Genomic DNA, 18,449 nt, shown 5'->3' on the forward strand with positions numbered 1-18,449 from the left:
ATAATATTTAACCTCTATAAACCTTGTTTAACAAAAATTATTAACATTTACTATGAAACATATAATTTGATCAGATTATATTAAATATAGAGCTAAATTAAGGGGATTTAATTTAGATAAAATAGAAGAAATTTTCAGATTTTCAACAGAAAGATACTATGAAATAGAAACAAATCGGTTAATTGTAGTAGGGAAACATGAACAAACTTTAGTCATAATTCCTTATGATGATTATAATAATATACAACCCATAACAATTCATGCAACCAGTCGTCAGCAAATTAAATTTCGTTTAAAAACGGGTAGATTTATTATCGAATAACTATGAATAAAACAAAAATGGTTTATTTTGAAAAAGAAGATATTTTACACTTAACTATATCGGAAGAAGATGAGTTTCAAAGTGTCGAAATTAGCCCTAATATCACATTAGAATTAAATCAAAATGGTGAAATTATTGGCTTGGAAATTATTAAAGCTAGTAATTTTATTCAGGATTCAATTTTAGATTCTTCTCAAGTTAAATTGATGCAAATATCTTAATTCTCAATTATGTAAATCAACATATTTGAAAAATAAAAAAATTAGGAGTTATAATAAAATGAATAATTTTACACAATCAATAATTATATTAAACCGTAGAAAAAAACAAGTATCGGAAGAATTAGAGGAAGCCAAATCTAAGCTATTGATGTGGTCAAAAAGAGTAAATTTATCACTAGAAAATAACCGATTTGATTTATTAAAAGAGGCTTCTTTACAAGAAAATTTATACATCGATAAAGTTAAAAGTTTGGAATCTCAACTTAGTCAACTTTCGACAGAAATTGATAAAACAGAACAAAAACAATCTCGTTCTATACTACCTAATTTTCAACCAACTTTACCATTATCTGACTTTGAAAAAATGGAAAGAGAAATTAATGATAATGATCATTTGTCCCAAAAAGAAGAATTAGATATTGAGGAAGAAATAAAATTAATAAAAAATTATTTAAAATATGCAACAAATGCTCTAGAAAAATTAGAGTCTAAGGTATTAAAGAATAACAAAAATCAAGACATTTTTGATATAGCTAATATTGATGACGAATTAGAAGAATTAAGAAAACAGCTAAGAGAATGATAAATATTGTCCCACTCTGAAAAGGCAAACAATTTTAGGTGCATAAAACTATGAATAACTTAGACTACGATAATCTTTCCATTGATGAATTGGCGATGGCTATAAATTTAGACAAAGAAGAAAGGGAATTATTAGACAGTATTGAAAATGATGAATGGGTTAGTATTTCTAATGAAAAAGAAGAAATAGGGGTGTTAAAATCTATGATAAACAAATTCACAAAATCAAACAAAAAAAAATAGAGTTAGAATCAGATATCATTCATCTTATTTAATTACCAAAAAGTTTAATAATCACTATCCGCAACACAAATCCCTTTACATTTAATCCCATTAGTTGCTGTACGTTTACAGTGAGGACACAAAATTTTTTCCTCTTGTTTTTGATCTTGATTTTGCGAACAATTATTTAAGTTGTCGTTTTCTCGATCGAGATCTTTCATTGTTAACTTTTGTTAAGTGGTCACTAATATCATTTTGCCACAAATCAACAGAACTTACATAAACTCGATGGAAAAATCTTTTATCTGATTAAATCAATTATCGTTTTTTTGTTAGTTTCCATAACTTATTATTAATAAAAAAATAGGGTTAAATGTATTTAGGCTCAACTTTGTTTTCTTTGGTCTAATTCTAAACGTATTTTAGCGTGATATTCTCTGGTAATAGGATAAAAATAAGCCAAGATAATACCCAAAAACAAAATTATGGCGGGTAAGGGGGCGACAACAAAGCGAATTGCCCATAAAGCACTTTCGGGTTGAATGGGAGGGGCTTCTCCTGCCACAGTTTTCACAAATCCCGATATGTCTAAAGCTATGCCCACTAAAAATAGTCCAAAAGCTAAACCAAATTTTTGTAACAATACCATAAAGCCATAAAAAATACCTTCTCTTCTTTCGCCCGTTTTTAGTTCATCTAAATCGATAACATCGGGTATCATTGACCAAGGTATTAAGTAAGCTACAGATACTCCAACCCCTGCTAATATTGCTAGGAAATAAAGTAAAAAAGTTTGTCCCGGTTGTACCATAAATAAGCCAATTTGAGCCATTATCCAAATAGTTGAACCGAGAAAATAAACAATTTTTTTATCTAACTTTTCACTAATTTTTTGCCAAATAAATAACATTATTAAAGCTGTTCCTTGAACTGCGATCGCAACTTTTGGAAAAGAAGCCTCTGAAAGCCCCATCCAATTTACAACAAAAAATAGGAGAATAGAAGCAGTTAATTGTACGGCTAACCATGAGCATAAATAGATACCAACAACAAATAAAAAAGCCTTATTTTGAAAAACTATTATTAGCTGTTGTTTGAATGTTAAATTATGATTTTCATTGCCGTCTTGAATTTGAGTAATAATTCTTGATTCCAAATGAGATTCTGTTTTAGCAGTAATTAAACTCCATGCTATCGTACCGAATAAAAGACTTAAAGCGAGAGCAATTAAGCCAAAAAAGGTTGCTTCGCTATTTTTTGCCAGAATATTTGAAATACCATAAATGACTAAAATTGTAGAAATAATTAAGAGCAAATAACCGCTAATTTTTTTCTGATTAGAATTTAATAAAGGTTGATAACCTCTCTCTCTAATAATTAAAGGACACCAGAATAAGGGAATAATCGCAAAAATGCTACAAATTAATCCTAAAATTATATATTTTTGTTGATCACTTCCCTGAAAAATTTGAAAAACAATTCCTGCTAAAATTAGGGAAAAAATACTTGCACCAATGGAAAAACTGAAACGAAAACTATTTAAACTTGTTCTTTCATTATAATCTTGAGTTAACTCTGGAGTGAGAGCTTGATAAGGTAAATTTACTGCCGTATAAAAAATATTAAAAACAATACCAATAATTAAATAATAAATAAATAAAAGGGTATTATTCAAACTAGAATTATCGCTAAAATGGGGTACTATCCACTGTAGAAAAAAAATTAAACCAAAGGGTATTGCTGAAAAAATAATCCATGGTATTCTTCTACCCCATTTTGTTGAAGTGCGATCGCTCATCATACCTATGATAGGATCATTTATAGCATCACTAACCTTTCCTACAAATAAAACACTACCTGCTAAAGTAGGATTCAACCCCGCAACATTGGTTAAAAAAGGAAGTAAAAAAAAGACCAAAATATTAGCAGTTAAAGCAGGCCCCATATCTCCTGCCCCAAAAGCTAATTTTGTCGTTAAATAAAGTTTTTCTGATAATTTTTGTTGAGATGTCATAAAACTGATTTTATACTAATATGAAATAGCTAGTTAGTTTAATTTAGGAATAATCATTTAGTTTAACTTTCAATAGTGAATTATTAACTATCAATTTTTGACTATTAATTATGGAAGCCTTTACTCGTAATGCCCCAGACTGGACAAAAACCGCCACTCATGCGTTTGATTTTTGTTGCCCCCGTTGTGAGGCTTCTTCAAGAGAGGCAAAAAAAGTATGGCTTAATCGATACGCTCCTGTTACTATGGAGAATTATCGACGGAAATGGCAAGAGTTTTATTTGTGTGAATGCGAACAAGTTTGGTGGGCGTGGAGTAACGAGCGCCCTTCGTTTGAAGATAATCATAATTAATTACGGTTCTTCAGAGTGTGGTTATGATAAATTAATAGAAAATTACTTCCATAACCTTTATTGAATCGTGTTTATAAGACTTGTCCAAAAAATATTTTTAATTGGCTCGTAGTAAGGGCTTCAGCCCTCGTTTTAGCAATTAATGGAGATGTCTATAGTAAAAAAACTAAGAATTTATAAATTATTATTTAATAATCCCCTATTGCCTCTTGCCTCTTGCCTGTTGCCTACCAAACACTAATAATTTACACGACGAGAAGTGATAGACCCTTAATTACTGTTAATTGTAAGTAAAATAAGAATCAAATATTAACTCAACAATATAATCTAAATTGATTGATGACTAATAATAAATCGAATCTTTTACAGAAAAAAATTATTGAATTAATTGACTCTTCAAACCAGAAAAAAATTACTTTTGCTGATTATATGAATTTGTGTTTATATGATTCTGAGTATGGTTATTATAATTCGGAAAATATCCTCATTGGTAAAAATGGCGATTTTTACACTTCTACTTCTTTATCCTCTGATTTTGGAGAATTATTAGCTATTCAGCTAGAAGAATTTTGGCGTGTTATGGATAAACCAACCCCTTTTCATTTAGTTGAAGTGGGAGCAGGAGAAGGAAATTTAACAATCAACATTTTAAACTATTTAAAAACCCATTATCCTGATTTTTTTCAAAGTATAGAATATATAATCATCGAAAAATCTGAAATATTAGCAGAAAAACAGAAGCAAATTATAAAAAAGAGCTTCAATAAATCTGTCATTAGTAAATGGTATAAATGGGAAGATATAGAAAACAATTCTTTACAAGGATGTATTTTTAGTAATGAATTAATTGATGCTTTTCCTGTGCATTTAGTAGAATTTAATCAAGGCATTTTACAAGAAGTGTATCTCACAAATAATGAAGGCAATTTAACAGAAGTTTTAGGAAATTTATCAACTATAGAAATAGAAGATTTTTTTAAAACATTAAACATTAATTTTAGTCAAGATATTTACCCAGAAAAATATAGAACAGAAGTTAATATCCAAGCCCTAAATTGGCTAAAAACCGTGACAAAAAAACTTAAAAAAGGTTATGTCTTAACTATCGACTATGGCTATCAAGGGGATAAATACTATCATCCTCAACGATTTCAGGGGACTTTAAAATGTTATTATCAACATCGTCATCATAACAATCCTTATGTAAATATTGGTTGTCAAGATATTACCAGTCACATCAATTTCACCGCCTTAGAAACTTACGGAGAAAGATACGGGTTATCCAATATTGCTTATACTCCTCAAGCATTATTTTTAATGAATTTAGGATTGGGCGATCGCATCTCTGAGCTATCTAGTGGTAAAATACCCATTGGAGAAATAATTGAGCGTAGAAATCAACTTCATAGCTTAATTAACCCAGAAGGATTAGGTAATTTTGGCATTTTACTTCAAGGGAAAAATTTAAATAAAGAACAAAAAAACTACTCTTTAAAAGGATTCAAATATTAGTTAACCTGAGTTCGGGATAAATTTTCATCTATGAATGATGGAGAAAAAAAGGCAAAAGGCAAGAGGCAAGAGGCAAACCCCCCTTTATCACCCCTCGAGAGGGGGGAGGGCAAAGGAAAAATTAAGAATTAGGAATTAAAAACCCCGAACACTCATTATTTGTTACTCATTACTTTCTCTCAACACCTGCAACCTGCAACCTGAAACCTGACACCTACCCTTATCCAATATTCTTAAACCGAACTGAGGTTAGTTAGTAGTTACCTTCTCCTAATACCCTAAACTCTCAATCCCCCATCACTCCCTTTACTAATTCATCATCGAACCAGCAATAGTATAACCGTCTCTGCCATTACGTTTAGTCTCGTATAACGCTTCATCAGCTTTTTTCAATAAACAATCTACACTATCTCCGTGTAAAGGATAAACAGCAACCCCAATACTAGTAGAAGCATTTATTGTTACTCCATCAAAAACAAAAGGACGACGAACAGATTGTAAAATTCTTTCAACGATGACAATTAAATCTTGAATCTCTTTAATATTACCAAATAGAGCAACAAATTCATCTCCTCCCCAACGGGCAAGACAATCTCTTTTTTTCAAACAATATTTAATTCTTTCTGTAAGGTTCTGTAACAGCATATCCCCCACATCATGGCCATAAGAATCATTAATTTCTTTAAAATAATCAATATCAAAAAAAGCCACCGCTAAATAATATTTTTTTCTGTGAAAAGTATTTATTTTTTTTGCCGCATACTCACGAAAATAATTTCTTTTATATAAACCTGTTAGACTATCATGATAAGCCTGAAATTTAAGTTGTTCCTCTAAAAGTTTTCTTTGACCAATATCTCTAAAAACAGAACAAAATACCAGTTGATTTTGATAATTAATAATACTAATACTTAATTCTACATATACTGATTCTCTATTTTTTGCCTTAAGTCTTAATTCCTCTCTAAAACTAGCCTTAGTTTGCTTTAATAATCTTAGTTTATGACAAAAATCAAAATTTTTATTATTTAAAAAAGTTTCTATATTTTCTCCTATTAACTCTTCTAAAGAAAAACCCAATATTCTAGTTACAGACTCATTAGCCTCAATTATTTTATTATTTTCTGCATTAAAAAGAAAAATTCCTTCGGAAATTTGTTCAACAACAGCTCGATATTTTGCTTCACTATCTTTAAGTTTTGCTTCTATTCTTTTTCTTTTAGTAAAATCAAAAATGTAAATTCTAATTACTTTTAATTCTGGTAAATAGTGAATATATTGTTCAAAAATTTTATCCTGATAAAAAACTTCTCTTACAAACAAATTACCATGAATTTTATGTTCAGCTTTTAATAGATTAATCAAAACAGGATGATTCATTTTTTCATCCTTTAAATCAGGAAATAATAATCCTGTAGCAGGATTATAATAAGTAATTTTTCCTTGTAAATTAATTTCAATAATTGGATAAGGACTTAACTCAGCAAAAGAACCTAGTTTTGCAATATAATCCCTTATATTTTCTGATTGAGAATCAATTTCTTTGACGATATAATTATTATTGTTCAATGTCTTTTTTGCATAACTATCTTCATCTAAAATATTAGTTTTTTCAAAATTGACTATGTTAAAAAAATCTTGATTTTGAGAATTTTTATCAATGACAAAAAATCTAGCTTTAGCATGATCTCCAAAAATAATTAAGTCACCATGTTCTAAATATTTACTACCAAATTTTTTGTTATTAATAACAAGACCATTTTTACTTTTATTTCCAGATAAACTGCCATCTATTATTTTGTAAAAAAATAAGTTTTCCTCTTGGTTATATTCTTTTACTATAGTCGCATGAGTCCGAGACACAGAAAGGTCTCGAAGTATTATATCTGCATCGTGCCTTCTACCGATTTCGTAAATAGAATTTTCTAAATAACAGAGATGATGTTCTTGACTATCTTCAACAATTAGTAAATATAAATATTGATTATGAGAAGAATCATCTAAATTGTTTATATAATTATTTATTTTTTGTTTAATTTCTTTTTTTAGTGTTTCTCTTTTTTGCCACTCCTCTGAATTTTGTGCAGATGAAGATGATATTTTTTCCATTTGAGCATTATTATAGATTTGCTGTGTTTTTTTTGCCTACTATTCTAATTATATATTTTGTTAATGACTGTCCAAAATTAGAAAAAGAACCGTAACGATTTGTTAATTAATGTTTAAAATATTAGTTAACCTGAATTCAAAATAAATTTTTTTGTTGTGGTAGCAGATTGGGCAAGAGTTTAGAGGGCAAAGAGCTAAGTTAAAAGAGCAAGAGGCAAGGGGCAAGGGAAAAATTAAGAATTAAGAATTAAGAATTAAAAACTCCGAACACCTGTACGGGCGAATAGCCATTCGCACCTACTTCCCCCTCTCCCCTCATCTCCTCATCATCGTAAGGGTTGAATATATTTAACCCCTACCACCTGCAACCTGAAACCAACTAAAAATAGAAATAGATATAAGAATTAGGGGATTATTTATGATTCAAGATAAATTAACCAGTTTAAAAAAGATTTTCCAAGAAATGGGACAAGCTTTAGTTGCCTATTCAGGAGGAATAGATAGTACATTAGTTGCAAAAATTGCTTATGATTGTCTGGGCGATCGCACCTTAGCAATTACAGCCGTATCACCATCATTATTACCAGAAGAATTAGACGAAGCCCAACAACAAGCAGAATTTATGGGGATTAACCATGAACTAATCGAAACCGAAGAGATGAACAACCCCAACTATACATCGAATCCCGTTAATCGTTGCTATTTCTGTAAAAGTGAACTGCACGACAAATTAAAACAAATCGCCCAAGAGCGGGGTTATCCTTACATTATTGATGGGGTAAATGCCGATGATTTACAAGACTATCGCCCCGGAATACAAGCCGCTAAAGAAAGGGGAGTGCGATCGCCTCTAGCAGAAGTTGGTATTACCAAAATGGAAGTAAGAGAAATAAGCAAACAACTTGGCTTACCTTGGTGGGAAAAACCCTCTCAACCCTGCCTCTCATCCCGTTTCCCCTACGGAGAAGAAATCACCTATGAAAAATTACATCGAGTGGGAAGAGCCGAAATTTATCTCCGCAAATTAGGTTATAGTAACCTCAGAGTTAGATCTGATGGAAACACCGCTAGAATTGAATTACTGCCCGAACAAATTAGCCATTTTGTCGTCAATGTCAACATTCCAGACCTAGTAAAAGATTTTCAAAATCTTGGCTTTACCTATGTCACCCTAGACTTAGAAGGCTATCGTAGTGGAAAATTAAATCAAATACTAGGAGTTCAGGGTTCGGAGTTAAAATAAACAGATATTGATGAAAAAAGTAAACAAATTGATTTTTTATTTTCAATTCTTTGATTAACTAACAAACCTTCAGAAAATCTTTACCGTCAAACTTATTTAAATCAGATATTCTTATATCGAACTGAGGTAATACTTGTCCATAATTGTAAGTATATTTCTATGTTAAAAAAATTCTATTCTTTAGCTCTATTGTCATTATCCTTAACCATGCCTTTGGTATTCAATACCCTCACAGAGGCAAAATTTGCTCAAGTAAAAGCCCAAAATGTAGCCCCCAGACAACCCTTAACAGTGCGATCAGATATTCAAGAAGCGAACTCAGAAACAGGAGTCGTAACCGCCAGAGGAAACGTTTATATTAACTATCCCGCCCGAAACATTCAGGCAACCTCTGCCCAAGCTCAATATTTTAGTAAAGAAAGACGATTAGTGTTAACAGGTAACGTTTATGTTTTACAAGATGGAAACACCATGAGAGCAGAAACCATGACCTATTTAATTGACGAAGGACGCTTTATCGCTACCCCGGAAACTCAACAACAAGTAGAATCTATCTATCTAGTAGATGAAGAAGAAAACAATTAACCATTCATAACCTATCATTCTTTATTCCTAATTGAAAATGGAGCTATTTTTACAAAACATTCATAAATATTACAATAAAAGATGTATTGTTAATCGAGTTAATCTTAAAGTTTCCCAAGGGGAAATTGTCGGGTTACTAGGGCCTAATGGTGCAGGAAAAACAACTACTTTTTATATCACAACAGGACTAATCAAACCTAACGAGGGTAATGTATACCTAGATCAAGAAGATATTACCAAATTGCAGTTAAATAAAAGAGCAAAACTAGGTATTGGTTACTTAACCCAACAAGCCAGTATTTTTCGTAATTTGACAGTCAAAGAGAATATTCAATTAGTCTTAGAACAAACCAATAATTCTCCCCGTTTTCAACAAATGCGTTTAGAACAATTGATCGCTGAATTTCGCTTAGAAAAAATTGTCAATACCAAAGGTTCTCAAGTTTCAGGGGGAGAAAGACGTAGAACCGAACTAGCAAGGGCTTTGGCAGTGGGTAAAGAAGGACCTAAATTCTTACTTCTTGATGAACCCTTTGCCGGGGTTGATCCCATTGCAGTATCAGAGATTCAAGAAATGATTGCTAAACTCAAAAATAACGGCATGGGTATCTTAATTACAGATCACAATGTTCGGGAAACTTTGGCAATTACGGGGCGATCGTATATCATGAGAGAGGGTCAAATTTTAGCCTCTGGTACAGGAGAAGAACTTTACAATAACCCCCTAGTTAGACAATATTATTTAGGAGATAATTTTCAGGCTTAAATCTAATGGACAAAGAACCCAAATTTTTCTTACCCTTACCAAAAATATCGGTGATGGATCGATATGTTACGGTTGAGCTATTATTACCTTTTTTATTCGGTATAGGTTTATTTACTTCTTTGGGTTTATCCATAGGCACATTATTTGAGTTAATTCGTAAAGTTACCGAATCAGGATTACTGTTGAGTGTTGCTTTCAAAATCCTTTTCCTCAGAATGCCGGGGTTTATCGCCCTTGCCTTCCCCATGTCTCTATTACTAGCCACTCTGATGGCTTATAGTCGTTTATCTAGTGATAGTGAGATTATCGCTTTACGCAGTGTCGGAGTTAATATCTATCGTTTGGTAATACCCGCAGTGATTCTGAGCTTATGTGTCACGGGAATGACTTTTTTTATTAACGATGTGGTGACACCCTCTGCTAATCGAGAAGCGACTTTAACTATGCAAAGAGCCTTAAACAGAGTCAGACCTACTTTTAAGGATAGAAATATTTTATATCCAGAATACAAAACAGTGCAGTATGACGATGGAAGCAGACACTCAGTTTTAGAAAGATTATTTTATGCCCAAGAATTCAACGGGGAAGAAATGAAAGATTTAACTATTTTGGATCTTTCTCGGGAGGGTTTGAACCAAATTTTAACGGCAAAAACCGCCACATGGAATATTGGTGACAATGTTTGGGATTTTTTTAATGGTACAATTTATCTTATCTCTCCAGATGGTGCTTATCGTAATATCGTTAGATTTGAACATCAACAACTAGCTTTATCACGAGCTCCTTTAGATTTAGCTCAACGCCCCCCCAATCCCGATGAAATGAGCATTAGTCAAGCAAGAGAATATCTTGAGGTGGTGAAATTACAAGCGGATGAAAAGGAAATTCGTAAAATGATGGTACGAATTCAGGGAAAAATCTCTCTACCGTTTGTGTGTGTAGTCTTTGGTTTAATTGGTTCAGCTTTGGGTTTACGTCCGCAAAATACTAACAAAGCAACCAGTTTTGGTATTTGTGTTGGTTTAATTTTTTCTTACTATCTGCTTTCTTTCGTGAGTGAGTCTATGGGGATTTGGGGAATTTTAACTCCTCTAATGGCGGCATGGTTGCCTAATTTGCTAGGTTTAGGGGTTGGCACATGGTTATTAGTTCAGTCGGCAAAATAAGTGAAGAGTTGTTAGGTTTTAGGTTTGACGGTTGCAGGTGATGAGGTGATGAGGGGGAAGTAGGGGCGAATGGCTATTCGCCTGTACAGGTGTTCGGAGTTTTTAATTCTTAATTCTGAATTTTTCCCTTGCCCTTTGCCCTTTCATCTTTGCCTTCAATTAAATAATTGACAATCAACAGAGAAAGATAGAGAATGAGATACGGGCAAGAAAATACACTAATTATTTAACTTTTCAAGATACATGGCAAGTCGTCAACAACCGAGAAGAACTGCGAGAGTTCTAGCTTTATTAAGTTTAAGTCAGATTAGGATAAAGTCAGATCAGCTAGAAGATTTAGAGATAAATGATCTTATTTTAGGGGCAATTCGTACTCTTACCATTGAGGTGGAAAACACTTTGGAAACGGCGGCGGATGAATTGAATCGCAGTAATGACAAGATTTTTAAAAGTGAAACTCGTACCAGCGATGTTTCTTCAGCTCGTATTATGCTTAAAGATGCGATCGCACTTACTCAGAAAGCAATTAATCGTGTGGGTACAATTGTTGAAATACCAGAATTTATACAAGTATCAAGGGAAACAGAGGTAAAACAATACGCTATTGATTTAATTAGTTGTATTCGCAATAACAAAGAGGAAATAGACTCGTTAATTGATGGTTTAATGACTGACTGGACAGTTAATCGTCTTACTCAAATTGACGCTAATATTCTACGTTTAGCGGTGGCGGAAATGAAATTCTTTCAACAAGATCATAAAATTGCTATTAATGAAGCCATTGAAATTGCTAAACAATATTCAGATGATGACGGTTATCGGTTTATTAACGGAGTTTTAAGAAAGGTTAGTAATAAGCTCTTAGAAAACTAAGAAAACCTCAGTTCGGTTTAAGAATATCAGATAAGGGTAAATGTCAGGTTTTAGGTTGCAAGTTGCAGGTGGTAGGGGTTAAATATATTCAACCCTTACGGTGATGAGGAGATGAGGGGAGAGGGGGAAGTAGGGGCGAATGGCTATTCGCCCGTACAGGTGTTCGGAGTTTTTAATTCTTAATTCTTAATTTTTCCCTTGCCCTTTTCACCATCACTTATGGACGACAATTTATCCCGAATTCAGGTTTCTTAATAAGGCTTAACGGTGGGATTAATTGTTAATGCTTTATTTCCAGCCGTTATCAGCTTGTGCTAAAACATAAGAAGCCACATTGTCAATGTCTTCATCAGTTAAACGACTTAAAAAGGAAGGCATCGCCGCCTTTCCATTCATGACTTGAGTTTTTATTTGCTCAATATCATACATTCCGTATTTTTCTAAGTCCTCTTTTTGTAGAGTTTTTGCAGGGTTAACTACGTTTTTACCCCCCATATGACAGGATGCACAATTAGCACTGAAAATAGCCGCCCCCTTAGTTACATCACCGGCTAAAGCGGGAGTTGCAAAGAAAAAGTTAACTGCTGTGATTAATAACAAAATTAAGCCTAAAAGTTTTTTCATCGTTACTGTAAGATTGAATTTTTTTCTATTGTTTTCATCTTCGAGAATTTGCTTTTTCCTGTCAAAAGACTACTTGTCAAAATTTGTTACTTTTCTTAATGATGTAAATAAATGAGTAACGAGTAGGGGCTTAGGGTTGGGGAGATGGGGGGATGAGGGGAAGTAGGGGCGAATGGCTATTCGCCCCTACAGGTGTTCGGAGTTTTTAATTCTTAATTTTTCCATTGCCCCTTGCCTTTTGCCCTCCCCCCTCTCGAGGGGAGATAAAGGGGGGTTTGCCCTTTTAAAATCTATTCACCCCAACACTAATTAAGGGACTTACCAATAGCAGTTAAAATAGGATAGATATAGTTTGACTTTATATTGATAATTTTATTCGAGTTTATATATAGATAATGGCAGAATCATATTTGTTAGAAAAATTAGCGTCAGTAGAGATGACTTTTAAGGAATTAACTAGACGCTTGGGAGATCCTGATATTGCAACGAATCCTGATGAATTACAGAAAGTAGCAAAAATGCGTTCTTCTTTGGAAGAAACGGTGATGACTTATCAAGAGTGGCAAAAAGCTCAAGAGGATTTAAAAGGGGCAAGGGAGATATTAAAGGAGTCTAAAAGCGATCCTGAAATGCAGGAAATGGCACAGTTAGAAATTGAAGAGTTAGAGAATAAATTAGAGGAATTAGAGCAAAAATTAAAGATTTTACTCCTCCCGAAAGATCCTAATGATGATAAAAATATCATGTTAGAAATTCGTGCTGGTACTGGAGGTGATGAAGCTAGTATTTGGGCTGGAGATTTAGTTCGTATGTATTCTCGTTATGCGGAGATGATGAATTGGAGTGTTAAGTTACTGAGTGAGTCTTTAGCGGAAATGGGGGGATTTAAGGAGGCAATTTTAGAAATTACAGGGGAAAGTGTTTATAGTAAGTTGAAATTTGAAGCAGGAGTGCATCGAGTGCAAAGAGTTCCTGTGACAGAGGCAGGAGGAAGAGTTCACACATCGACGGCTACGGTTGCCGTAATGCCTGAAGTAGATGAGGTTGAGGTACAGATTGACCCCAAAGATATTGAGATGACAACGGCTCGTTCTGGTGGTGCTGGAGGACAAAACGTTAACAAGGTGGAAACTGCGGTGGATTTATTCCACAAACCTACTGGGATTAGGATTTTCTGTACGGAGGAGCGATCGCAACTTAAAAACCGTGAACGGGCAATGCAGATTTTACGGGCTAAACTTTATGAAATCAAATTGAGTGAACAACAAGAGGCGGTTACATCCATGAGGCGATCGCAAGTAGGAACGGGGGCGCGATCGGAAAAAATCCGAACTTATAACTATAAAGATAACCGGGCAACCGATCATCGTTTGGGCAGAAACTTTGATTTATCCTCTGTTTTAGAAGGGAAAATAGATGATGTGATACAGGCTTGTATTGCACAGGATCAACAAGAAAGATTGGAAAAAATGGCAGCTTCACCCACTACTGCTGAAGCAATTTAACTTACAAACTGCGAGATATTATCTGAGTTCGGAGTTTTGAGGAGAAGGGTGAGAGGGGGAAATGAGTTCAGGGAGTTAGGGGTGAATGGCCATTCGCCCGTACGGGAGTTCGGAGTTTTTAATTATTCACTATTCACTACCTAAACTAATCACTTATATACTCAAAGCAATAGATTCATAATATAAAAGACCCTGTAACGCAACTTCTGTATTAGTTACCACTTTCAACGGCATTTTTTCCAATAAAGGTTTCATTCTGCCTTTGTGTAAAAAGGTGTTGACAAAATCACTATCTTGAACTAAAGGAAGAATTTTTGTGATAATTCCTCCTGCGATATAAATTCCACCATAGGGTAAAATTTTTAAGGCAAAATTGCCAATTTCTCCAGCATAAGCATCCAAAAACATTGTCATGGTTTGAGTTGTTAAAATATCGCTTTTTGTTAGGGCAGATTGTCCGATAATTTCTCCCGGATCTATGGTATTATCCCCTTGTTCCCATTGTTTGATTTGACTGCTTATTTCTTCAGATTCAGGGGCAAATTTTGTATCTCTTAAAAACTGATAAATAGCAACAATTCCTTGTCCAGAAATAACTCTTTCCGCTGAAATTCTTTCCCAACCAAACTTATTTTTAAGATATTTTAATAATTGCCATTCTAATTCATTTTTTGGTGAAAAATCGCTGTGGCCTCCTTCTGTGGCAAAAACACGATATTTATTTTTTTCTGGTATTAAAAAACTTTGTCCTAATCCAGTACCAGCACCAATCACAGCAATGGGAGAATTATTATTTTTTTCTCCTTCTTGTAAGGTAAATAATTCTGATTCTTTTAGATTTATAATCCCGTAACTCACCGCCGCAAAATCATTAAGCAAATAGGCTTCTTGACAGTGAAATTCTTGGGCTAATTCATCCCCTTTTATATGCCAATTTAAGTTAGTTAGTTTACAGCTATTATTATTAATTGGACCTGCGATCGCAATACATATTTTATCAATCGCAAAACCATCTAAAAATTTTTCTATCATATAAGAAAAAGTTTGATATTCTTGACTAGAATACTTAATTTGTTTAATGGTTTCATAATGATTATTTTTATTTATTTCAACCAATCTTAAGATAGTTTTAGTTCCACCAATATCACCGATTAAAACTTTCATATTATTATCTAATTATTGTTTTTATAAAGAGAGTGTTACCAGTAATTTAAGAAAGATTGACTATATTAAATAGCTCAAAATTTTGATAATATTGAAATTATATTTAATAACTATAAATCAGGAATAGTAAGACTATGAGAATAGTCGCTTATAGCTACATTGAGCCATTAATAGATTCTATACCAGATCCTCAAATCTGGGGATGGGAAATAGAAGAAATTTATCAAGACATAGATACAAGAGAAAAACTTAATCAATTATTCATTGATTCTCAAGATAATGCCCCTGATTATCTTTTAATTAATAGTCTTCACGAATTGGGTAATAGCCTAACAGAAGTGGAGAATAACATATTTAAATTAGAAAGTCTTAATATCGAAATAATCTCTTTACAACAGGATTATCACAGTAAAAATTTTCATAATGTAACAAGCATACAACAAAAAAAAGAATTATTAAAAATTTGGCAGGAAATAGAAAGTTTAATTAAACATAGAAAATTGAAAAAAGCCCATGCTAAAAATCGTTTAAATATCCTTCCTCCTCCCGGAAAACCACCTTATGGATACCTAAGAGGCAAAGATGGTTATATTGTTAACCGTGCCACTGCTCCCATTATTAGAGCTTTTTTTGATCGTTTTTTACTTTATGGTTCTCTTCAAGATGCGGTCAATTATTTAGCTGAAAAATATAATAAAAAAATATCAGTATCTACGGCAAAATATTGGTTAAATAATCCCATTTATCGAGGAGATTTAAACTATAAAAATAAACAAATTATTCCTGATACTCATACTGCGATTATTACTAGAGAAGAGTCTGCACAAATAGAAAGAATTTTTCAAAGCCATCGCCGAGTTAAATCGAAAAGTGCATCATCTCAGCACTGTTTAGCTGGTTTAATTCAATGTCAATGGTGTAAGTCAAATTTTCGAGTTAATACTGTCACAAAGCGAAATAAATCCGCCAATTATTTATATTTAACTCCTGTGGAATGCCAAAAAGAAATTCCTTGTAAATCCATTAATTATGATTTTGTTTTACAAAAGGTTATCGAGAATATTTGTAATAGTTTTAAGGAAATTAAAAATCAAGAACAAATGCCAAATATAGAACAAATTAAAAATTATTTATTGACAGAAATTAATCAAAAAAAAAGAGTAATTACACAAATAGAAAAACTACTAGAAGAAAAAATTTTAGATGAAGAAACTGCAAAAATAAGAACTTATAAAATAAAACAGGATATAGGAGTGCTGAAACAGCAAATAGCAAAACTTCCTCCCAATAGTTTAAATACTATTGCAAATACATTATCTTTACCACAATTTTGGTATGACTTATCTTCCTCTGAAAAAAGATTTTATCTAAGAGAATTTGTTAAGATAATTGAGATTATTCCTCAGAATAATTATCCACAAAAAAAAGATATTCAACTAAATTTTGTTTTCGCTAATGCACAATTAAACAATTCATGGCAAAATAGGGAAAAAGTATAGCTCTCAAAAATAAGTTAAATAAATCACAATGCGTATTTTACACACCATGTTAAGAGTAGGGAATTTAGAAAAATCCCTTGAATTTTATTGTCAAGTATTAGGCATGAAATTATTACGCCAAAAAGACTATCCAAATGGGAAATTTACTCTGGCTTTTGTTGGTTATGGTGATGAAAGTGATAACACTGTAATTGAGTTAACTCACAATTGGGATACTGATAGTTATGATATTGGCAATGGTTATGGGCATATTGCTTTAGGGGTTGACGATATTTATGGTACTTGTGAACAAATTAGGTCATTAGGTGGTAAAGTAACTAGAGAACCAGGTCCTATGAAACACGGCTCTACAGTAATTGCTTTTGTGGAAGATCCTGATGGATATAAGATAGAATTAATACAGTTAGGGACTCAAGGTAGTACTTCCTCATAGAAGTAAAAGTTATATTAGTAAGCAACAGGCAGAAGGTAAAAATTTGAATCATAACAAGAGGTTTAAGCCTCTTACTTTGTTAACAAGAAAAATTGAAGTTAGTGCTTTTTGGCTTACAGGCAATATTTTCTTTGGTTAGTGTTTAAACTTGTTCATAAATCTTAAATCAAGATAATTTTTGAAATACCATAATAGTGGCGATTCCCATCCTAAATAACTCCAACTAGCAACGGCACTTTCATTTCCTGTGCCAATAATGTTTAAATAATTACGGGGTGGGAAATATGGTTTTAATGGTTTATTTTCAATAAATCTAAATAAGTTTTTTAATAATGGTTTACCTTGTCTGACGGCAAAAACTCCCGCTTTAGGATGGGGATTTTCTCTTAATGTGGCAATGTCTCCTGATGCAAAAATATAATTATAGTTAGTGGTTTGTAGGGTATTTTTTATTAAGATAAAACCAGTTTTATCGGTGTTAATAGGATTATTTTTTAACCATAAAGGCGCACTTGCTTGGGTAACTAAAATATGATGATTTCCTGATATTTTTTTTCCTGTTTTGAGGATTATTTCTGTTTGATTAATTGCATTTACTTCTGAGTTGAGAAATAGGTTAATCTTTTTTGCCTGTAAAATATCTGTGAGTTTATAGCTTACCCATTGGTTATGATTTTCTAATATTTTTTCTCCTCGATGAATAAGATTGATATTAATATTATCCGAGGTCATAATTGATGTTAATTTTTTGTGTATATTGAGGGCTAATTCTACTCCTCCTGCACCACCTCCAATAATATTTAGAGTGAGGGATTGATTTTTACTGACTTGATAATAGTCAGTTATTTTTTTCCATTTATCTAAAAAAGATAATACGGGTTTTGCCGGAATACTATATAGATTTGCTCCTTTAATGGTGCTTTTATCAGGAGTGCTACCAATATCAATAGATAAAATATCAAAGGTAATTTTGTTTCCTGAATGGCAAATAACATATTTTTGCTCAGGATTTATGTCTATTACTTTATCTAAAATAAAATTAATTCCCTTGCTTTCTGCTATTTTTTTGATGGGGATAAATAAATCTTGGGGAGAATAATATCCTGCAACATAGGCGGGTAAAATACCTGAATAGGGACTGAGAGGAGTATCACTAATGATGGTAATATTAACCTTGTTTAAATAATTTTTTCTAATTAAAGAAAGTGCGATCGCATGACTATGACCTCCTCCTATTAAAAGTAATCTCATTATCA

The 18,449-nt window shown here is 32.6% G+C and carries 19 protein-coding genes; 13 read left to right on the forward strand and 6 right to left on the reverse strand.

The features are described 5' to 3' along the window. Positions 1–324 precede the first annotated feature (324 nt). From CYAN10605_RS14085 to CYAN10605_RS14095, 3 genes are read left to right on the forward strand one after another with little or no spacing between them, the layout of a single operon-like run. Positions 325–543, forward strand: coding sequence for a DUF2283 domain-containing protein (locus CYAN10605_RS14085; protein WP_041922532.1), 219 nt, complete (start codon positions 325–327; stop codon positions 541–543). A 58-nt stretch (positions 544–601) separates the two neighbouring features. Then, positions 602–1,126, forward strand: coding sequence for a hypothetical protein (locus CYAN10605_RS14090; RefSeq protein WP_015220620.1), 525 nt, complete (start codon positions 602–604; stop codon positions 1,124–1,126). A 50-nt stretch (positions 1,127–1,176) separates the two neighbouring features. Then, on the forward strand, positions 1,177–1,368 hold the full coding sequence (locus CYAN10605_RS14095) for a hypothetical protein (protein ID WP_015220621.1): 192 nt from the start codon (positions 1,177–1,179) through the stop codon (positions 1,366–1,368). A 44-nt stretch (positions 1,369–1,412) separates the two neighbouring features. Here CYAN10605_RS14095 and CYAN10605_RS18910 read toward each other — a convergent pair whose 3' ends face one another. Both CYAN10605_RS18910 and CYAN10605_RS14100 read right to left on the reverse strand, forming a co-directional pair. After that, a complete protein-coding gene (locus CYAN10605_RS18910; protein WP_015220622.1) occupies positions 1,413–1,568 on the reverse strand; it encodes a DUF8639 family protein in 156 nt (51 codons plus the stop codon). A gap of 164 nt (positions 1,569–1,732) precedes the next feature. Then, on the reverse strand, positions 1,733–3,361 hold the full coding sequence (locus CYAN10605_RS14100; RefSeq protein WP_015220623.1) for an MFS transporter: 1,629 nt from the start codon (positions 3,359–3,361) through the stop codon (positions 1,733–1,735). Positions 3,362–3,471: 110 nt separating this feature from the next. On the opposite strand from CYAN10605_RS14100, the gene CYAN10605_RS14105 reads away from it, so the two are divergent. Further along, entirely contained in the window at positions 3,472–3,714 is a 243-nt protein-coding gene (locus CYAN10605_RS14105) for a hypothetical protein (protein ID WP_015220624.1), read from the forward strand. A gap of 339 nt (positions 3,715–4,053) precedes the next feature. Next, a complete protein-coding gene (locus CYAN10605_RS14110) occupies positions 4,054–5,226 on the forward strand; it encodes a class I SAM-dependent methyltransferase (RefSeq protein WP_015220625.1) in 1,173 nt (390 codons plus the stop codon). 309 nt (positions 5,227–5,535) lie between these two features. On the opposite strand, the gene CYAN10605_RS14115 is transcribed toward CYAN10605_RS14110, so the two are convergent. Then, a complete protein-coding gene (locus tag CYAN10605_RS14115) occupies positions 5,536–7,335 on the reverse strand; it encodes a diguanylate cyclase domain-containing protein (RefSeq protein WP_015220626.1) in 1,800 nt (599 codons plus the stop codon). Between the two features lie 418 nt (positions 7,336–7,753). On the opposite strand from CYAN10605_RS14115, the gene larE reads away from it, so the two are divergent. The 5 genes from larE (at position 7,754) to nusB (ending at position 11,968) form a co-directional block, all read left to right on the forward strand. Then, positions 7,754–8,578 carry an ATP-dependent sacrificial sulfur transferase LarE gene (larE, locus tag CYAN10605_RS14120; RefSeq protein ID WP_015220627.1) on the forward strand — a complete coding sequence of 275 codons (825 nt, stop codon included), beginning with the start codon at positions 7,754–7,756 and terminating at the stop codon, positions 8,576–8,578. Positions 8,579–8,785: 207 nt separating this feature from the next. Continuing rightward, a complete protein-coding gene (locus CYAN10605_RS14125; RefSeq protein ID WP_241212839.1) occupies positions 8,786–9,163 on the forward strand; it encodes an LptA/OstA family protein in 378 nt (125 codons plus the stop codon). A 37-nt stretch (positions 9,164–9,200) separates the two neighbouring features. Further along, positions 9,201–9,929, forward strand: coding sequence for an LPS export ABC transporter ATP-binding protein (gene lptB, locus CYAN10605_RS14130; protein ID WP_015220629.1), 729 nt, complete (start codon positions 9,201–9,203; stop codon positions 9,927–9,929). A 5-nt stretch (positions 9,930–9,934) separates the two neighbouring features. After that, a complete protein-coding gene (locus CYAN10605_RS14135; RefSeq protein ID WP_015220630.1) occupies positions 9,935–11,095 on the forward strand; it encodes an LptF/LptG family permease in 1,161 nt (386 codons plus the stop codon). Positions 11,096–11,338: 243 nt separating this feature from the next. Then, positions 11,339–11,968, forward strand: a complete 630-nt coding sequence (nusB, locus tag CYAN10605_RS14140; protein WP_015220631.1) for a transcription antitermination factor NusB — start codon at positions 11,339–11,341, stop codon at positions 11,966–11,968. A 288-nt stretch (positions 11,969–12,256) separates the two neighbouring features. Here nusB and petJ read toward each other — a convergent pair whose 3' ends face one another. After that, complete coding sequence (gene petJ / locus CYAN10605_RS14145; protein ID WP_015220632.1) at positions 12,257–12,592, reverse strand: cytochrome c6 PetJ; 336 nt, start codon at positions 12,590–12,592, stop codon at positions 12,257–12,259. 395 nt (positions 12,593–12,987) lie between these two features. Here petJ and prfA point away from each other — a divergent pair, with 395 nt between their 5' ends. Then, positions 12,988–14,097 (forward strand): peptide chain release factor 1, encoded by a 1,110-nt coding sequence (gene prfA, locus CYAN10605_RS14150; RefSeq protein ID WP_015220633.1) that lies wholly within the window; start codon positions 12,988–12,990, stop codon positions 14,095–14,097. A 153-nt stretch (positions 14,098–14,250) separates the two neighbouring features. Here prfA and CYAN10605_RS14155 read toward each other — a convergent pair whose 3' ends face one another. Beyond that, positions 14,251–15,261: a glucokinase gene (locus CYAN10605_RS14155; RefSeq protein WP_015220634.1), complete on the reverse strand. Its 1,011-nt coding sequence runs from the start codon at positions 15,259–15,261 to the stop codon at positions 14,251–14,253. Positions 15,262–15,395: 134 nt separating this feature from the next. On the opposite strand from CYAN10605_RS14155, the gene CYAN10605_RS14160 reads away from it, so the two are divergent. Together CYAN10605_RS14160 and gloA are read left to right on the forward strand one after the other, a co-directional pair. Then, a complete protein-coding gene (locus CYAN10605_RS14160) occupies positions 15,396–16,760 on the forward strand; it encodes a recombinase family protein (RefSeq protein WP_015220635.1) in 1,365 nt (454 codons plus the stop codon). 28 nt (positions 16,761–16,788) lie between these two features. Next, entirely contained in the window at positions 16,789–17,193 is a 405-nt protein-coding gene (gloA, locus tag CYAN10605_RS14165; RefSeq protein ID WP_015220636.1) for a lactoylglutathione lyase, read from the forward strand. Between the two features lie 135 nt (positions 17,194–17,328). On the opposite strand, the gene CYAN10605_RS14170 is transcribed toward gloA, so the two are convergent. Then, positions 17,329–18,444, reverse strand: a complete 1,116-nt coding sequence (locus CYAN10605_RS14170; RefSeq protein ID WP_015220637.1) for an FAD-dependent oxidoreductase — start codon at positions 18,442–18,444, stop codon at positions 17,329–17,331. Between the last annotated feature and the right edge of the window lie 5 nt (positions 18,445–18,449).

This window comes from Cyanobacterium aponinum PCC 10605, assembly GCF_000317675.1.
GTDB lineage: Bacteria > Cyanobacteriota > Cyanobacteriia > Cyanobacteriales > Cyanobacteriaceae > PCC-10605.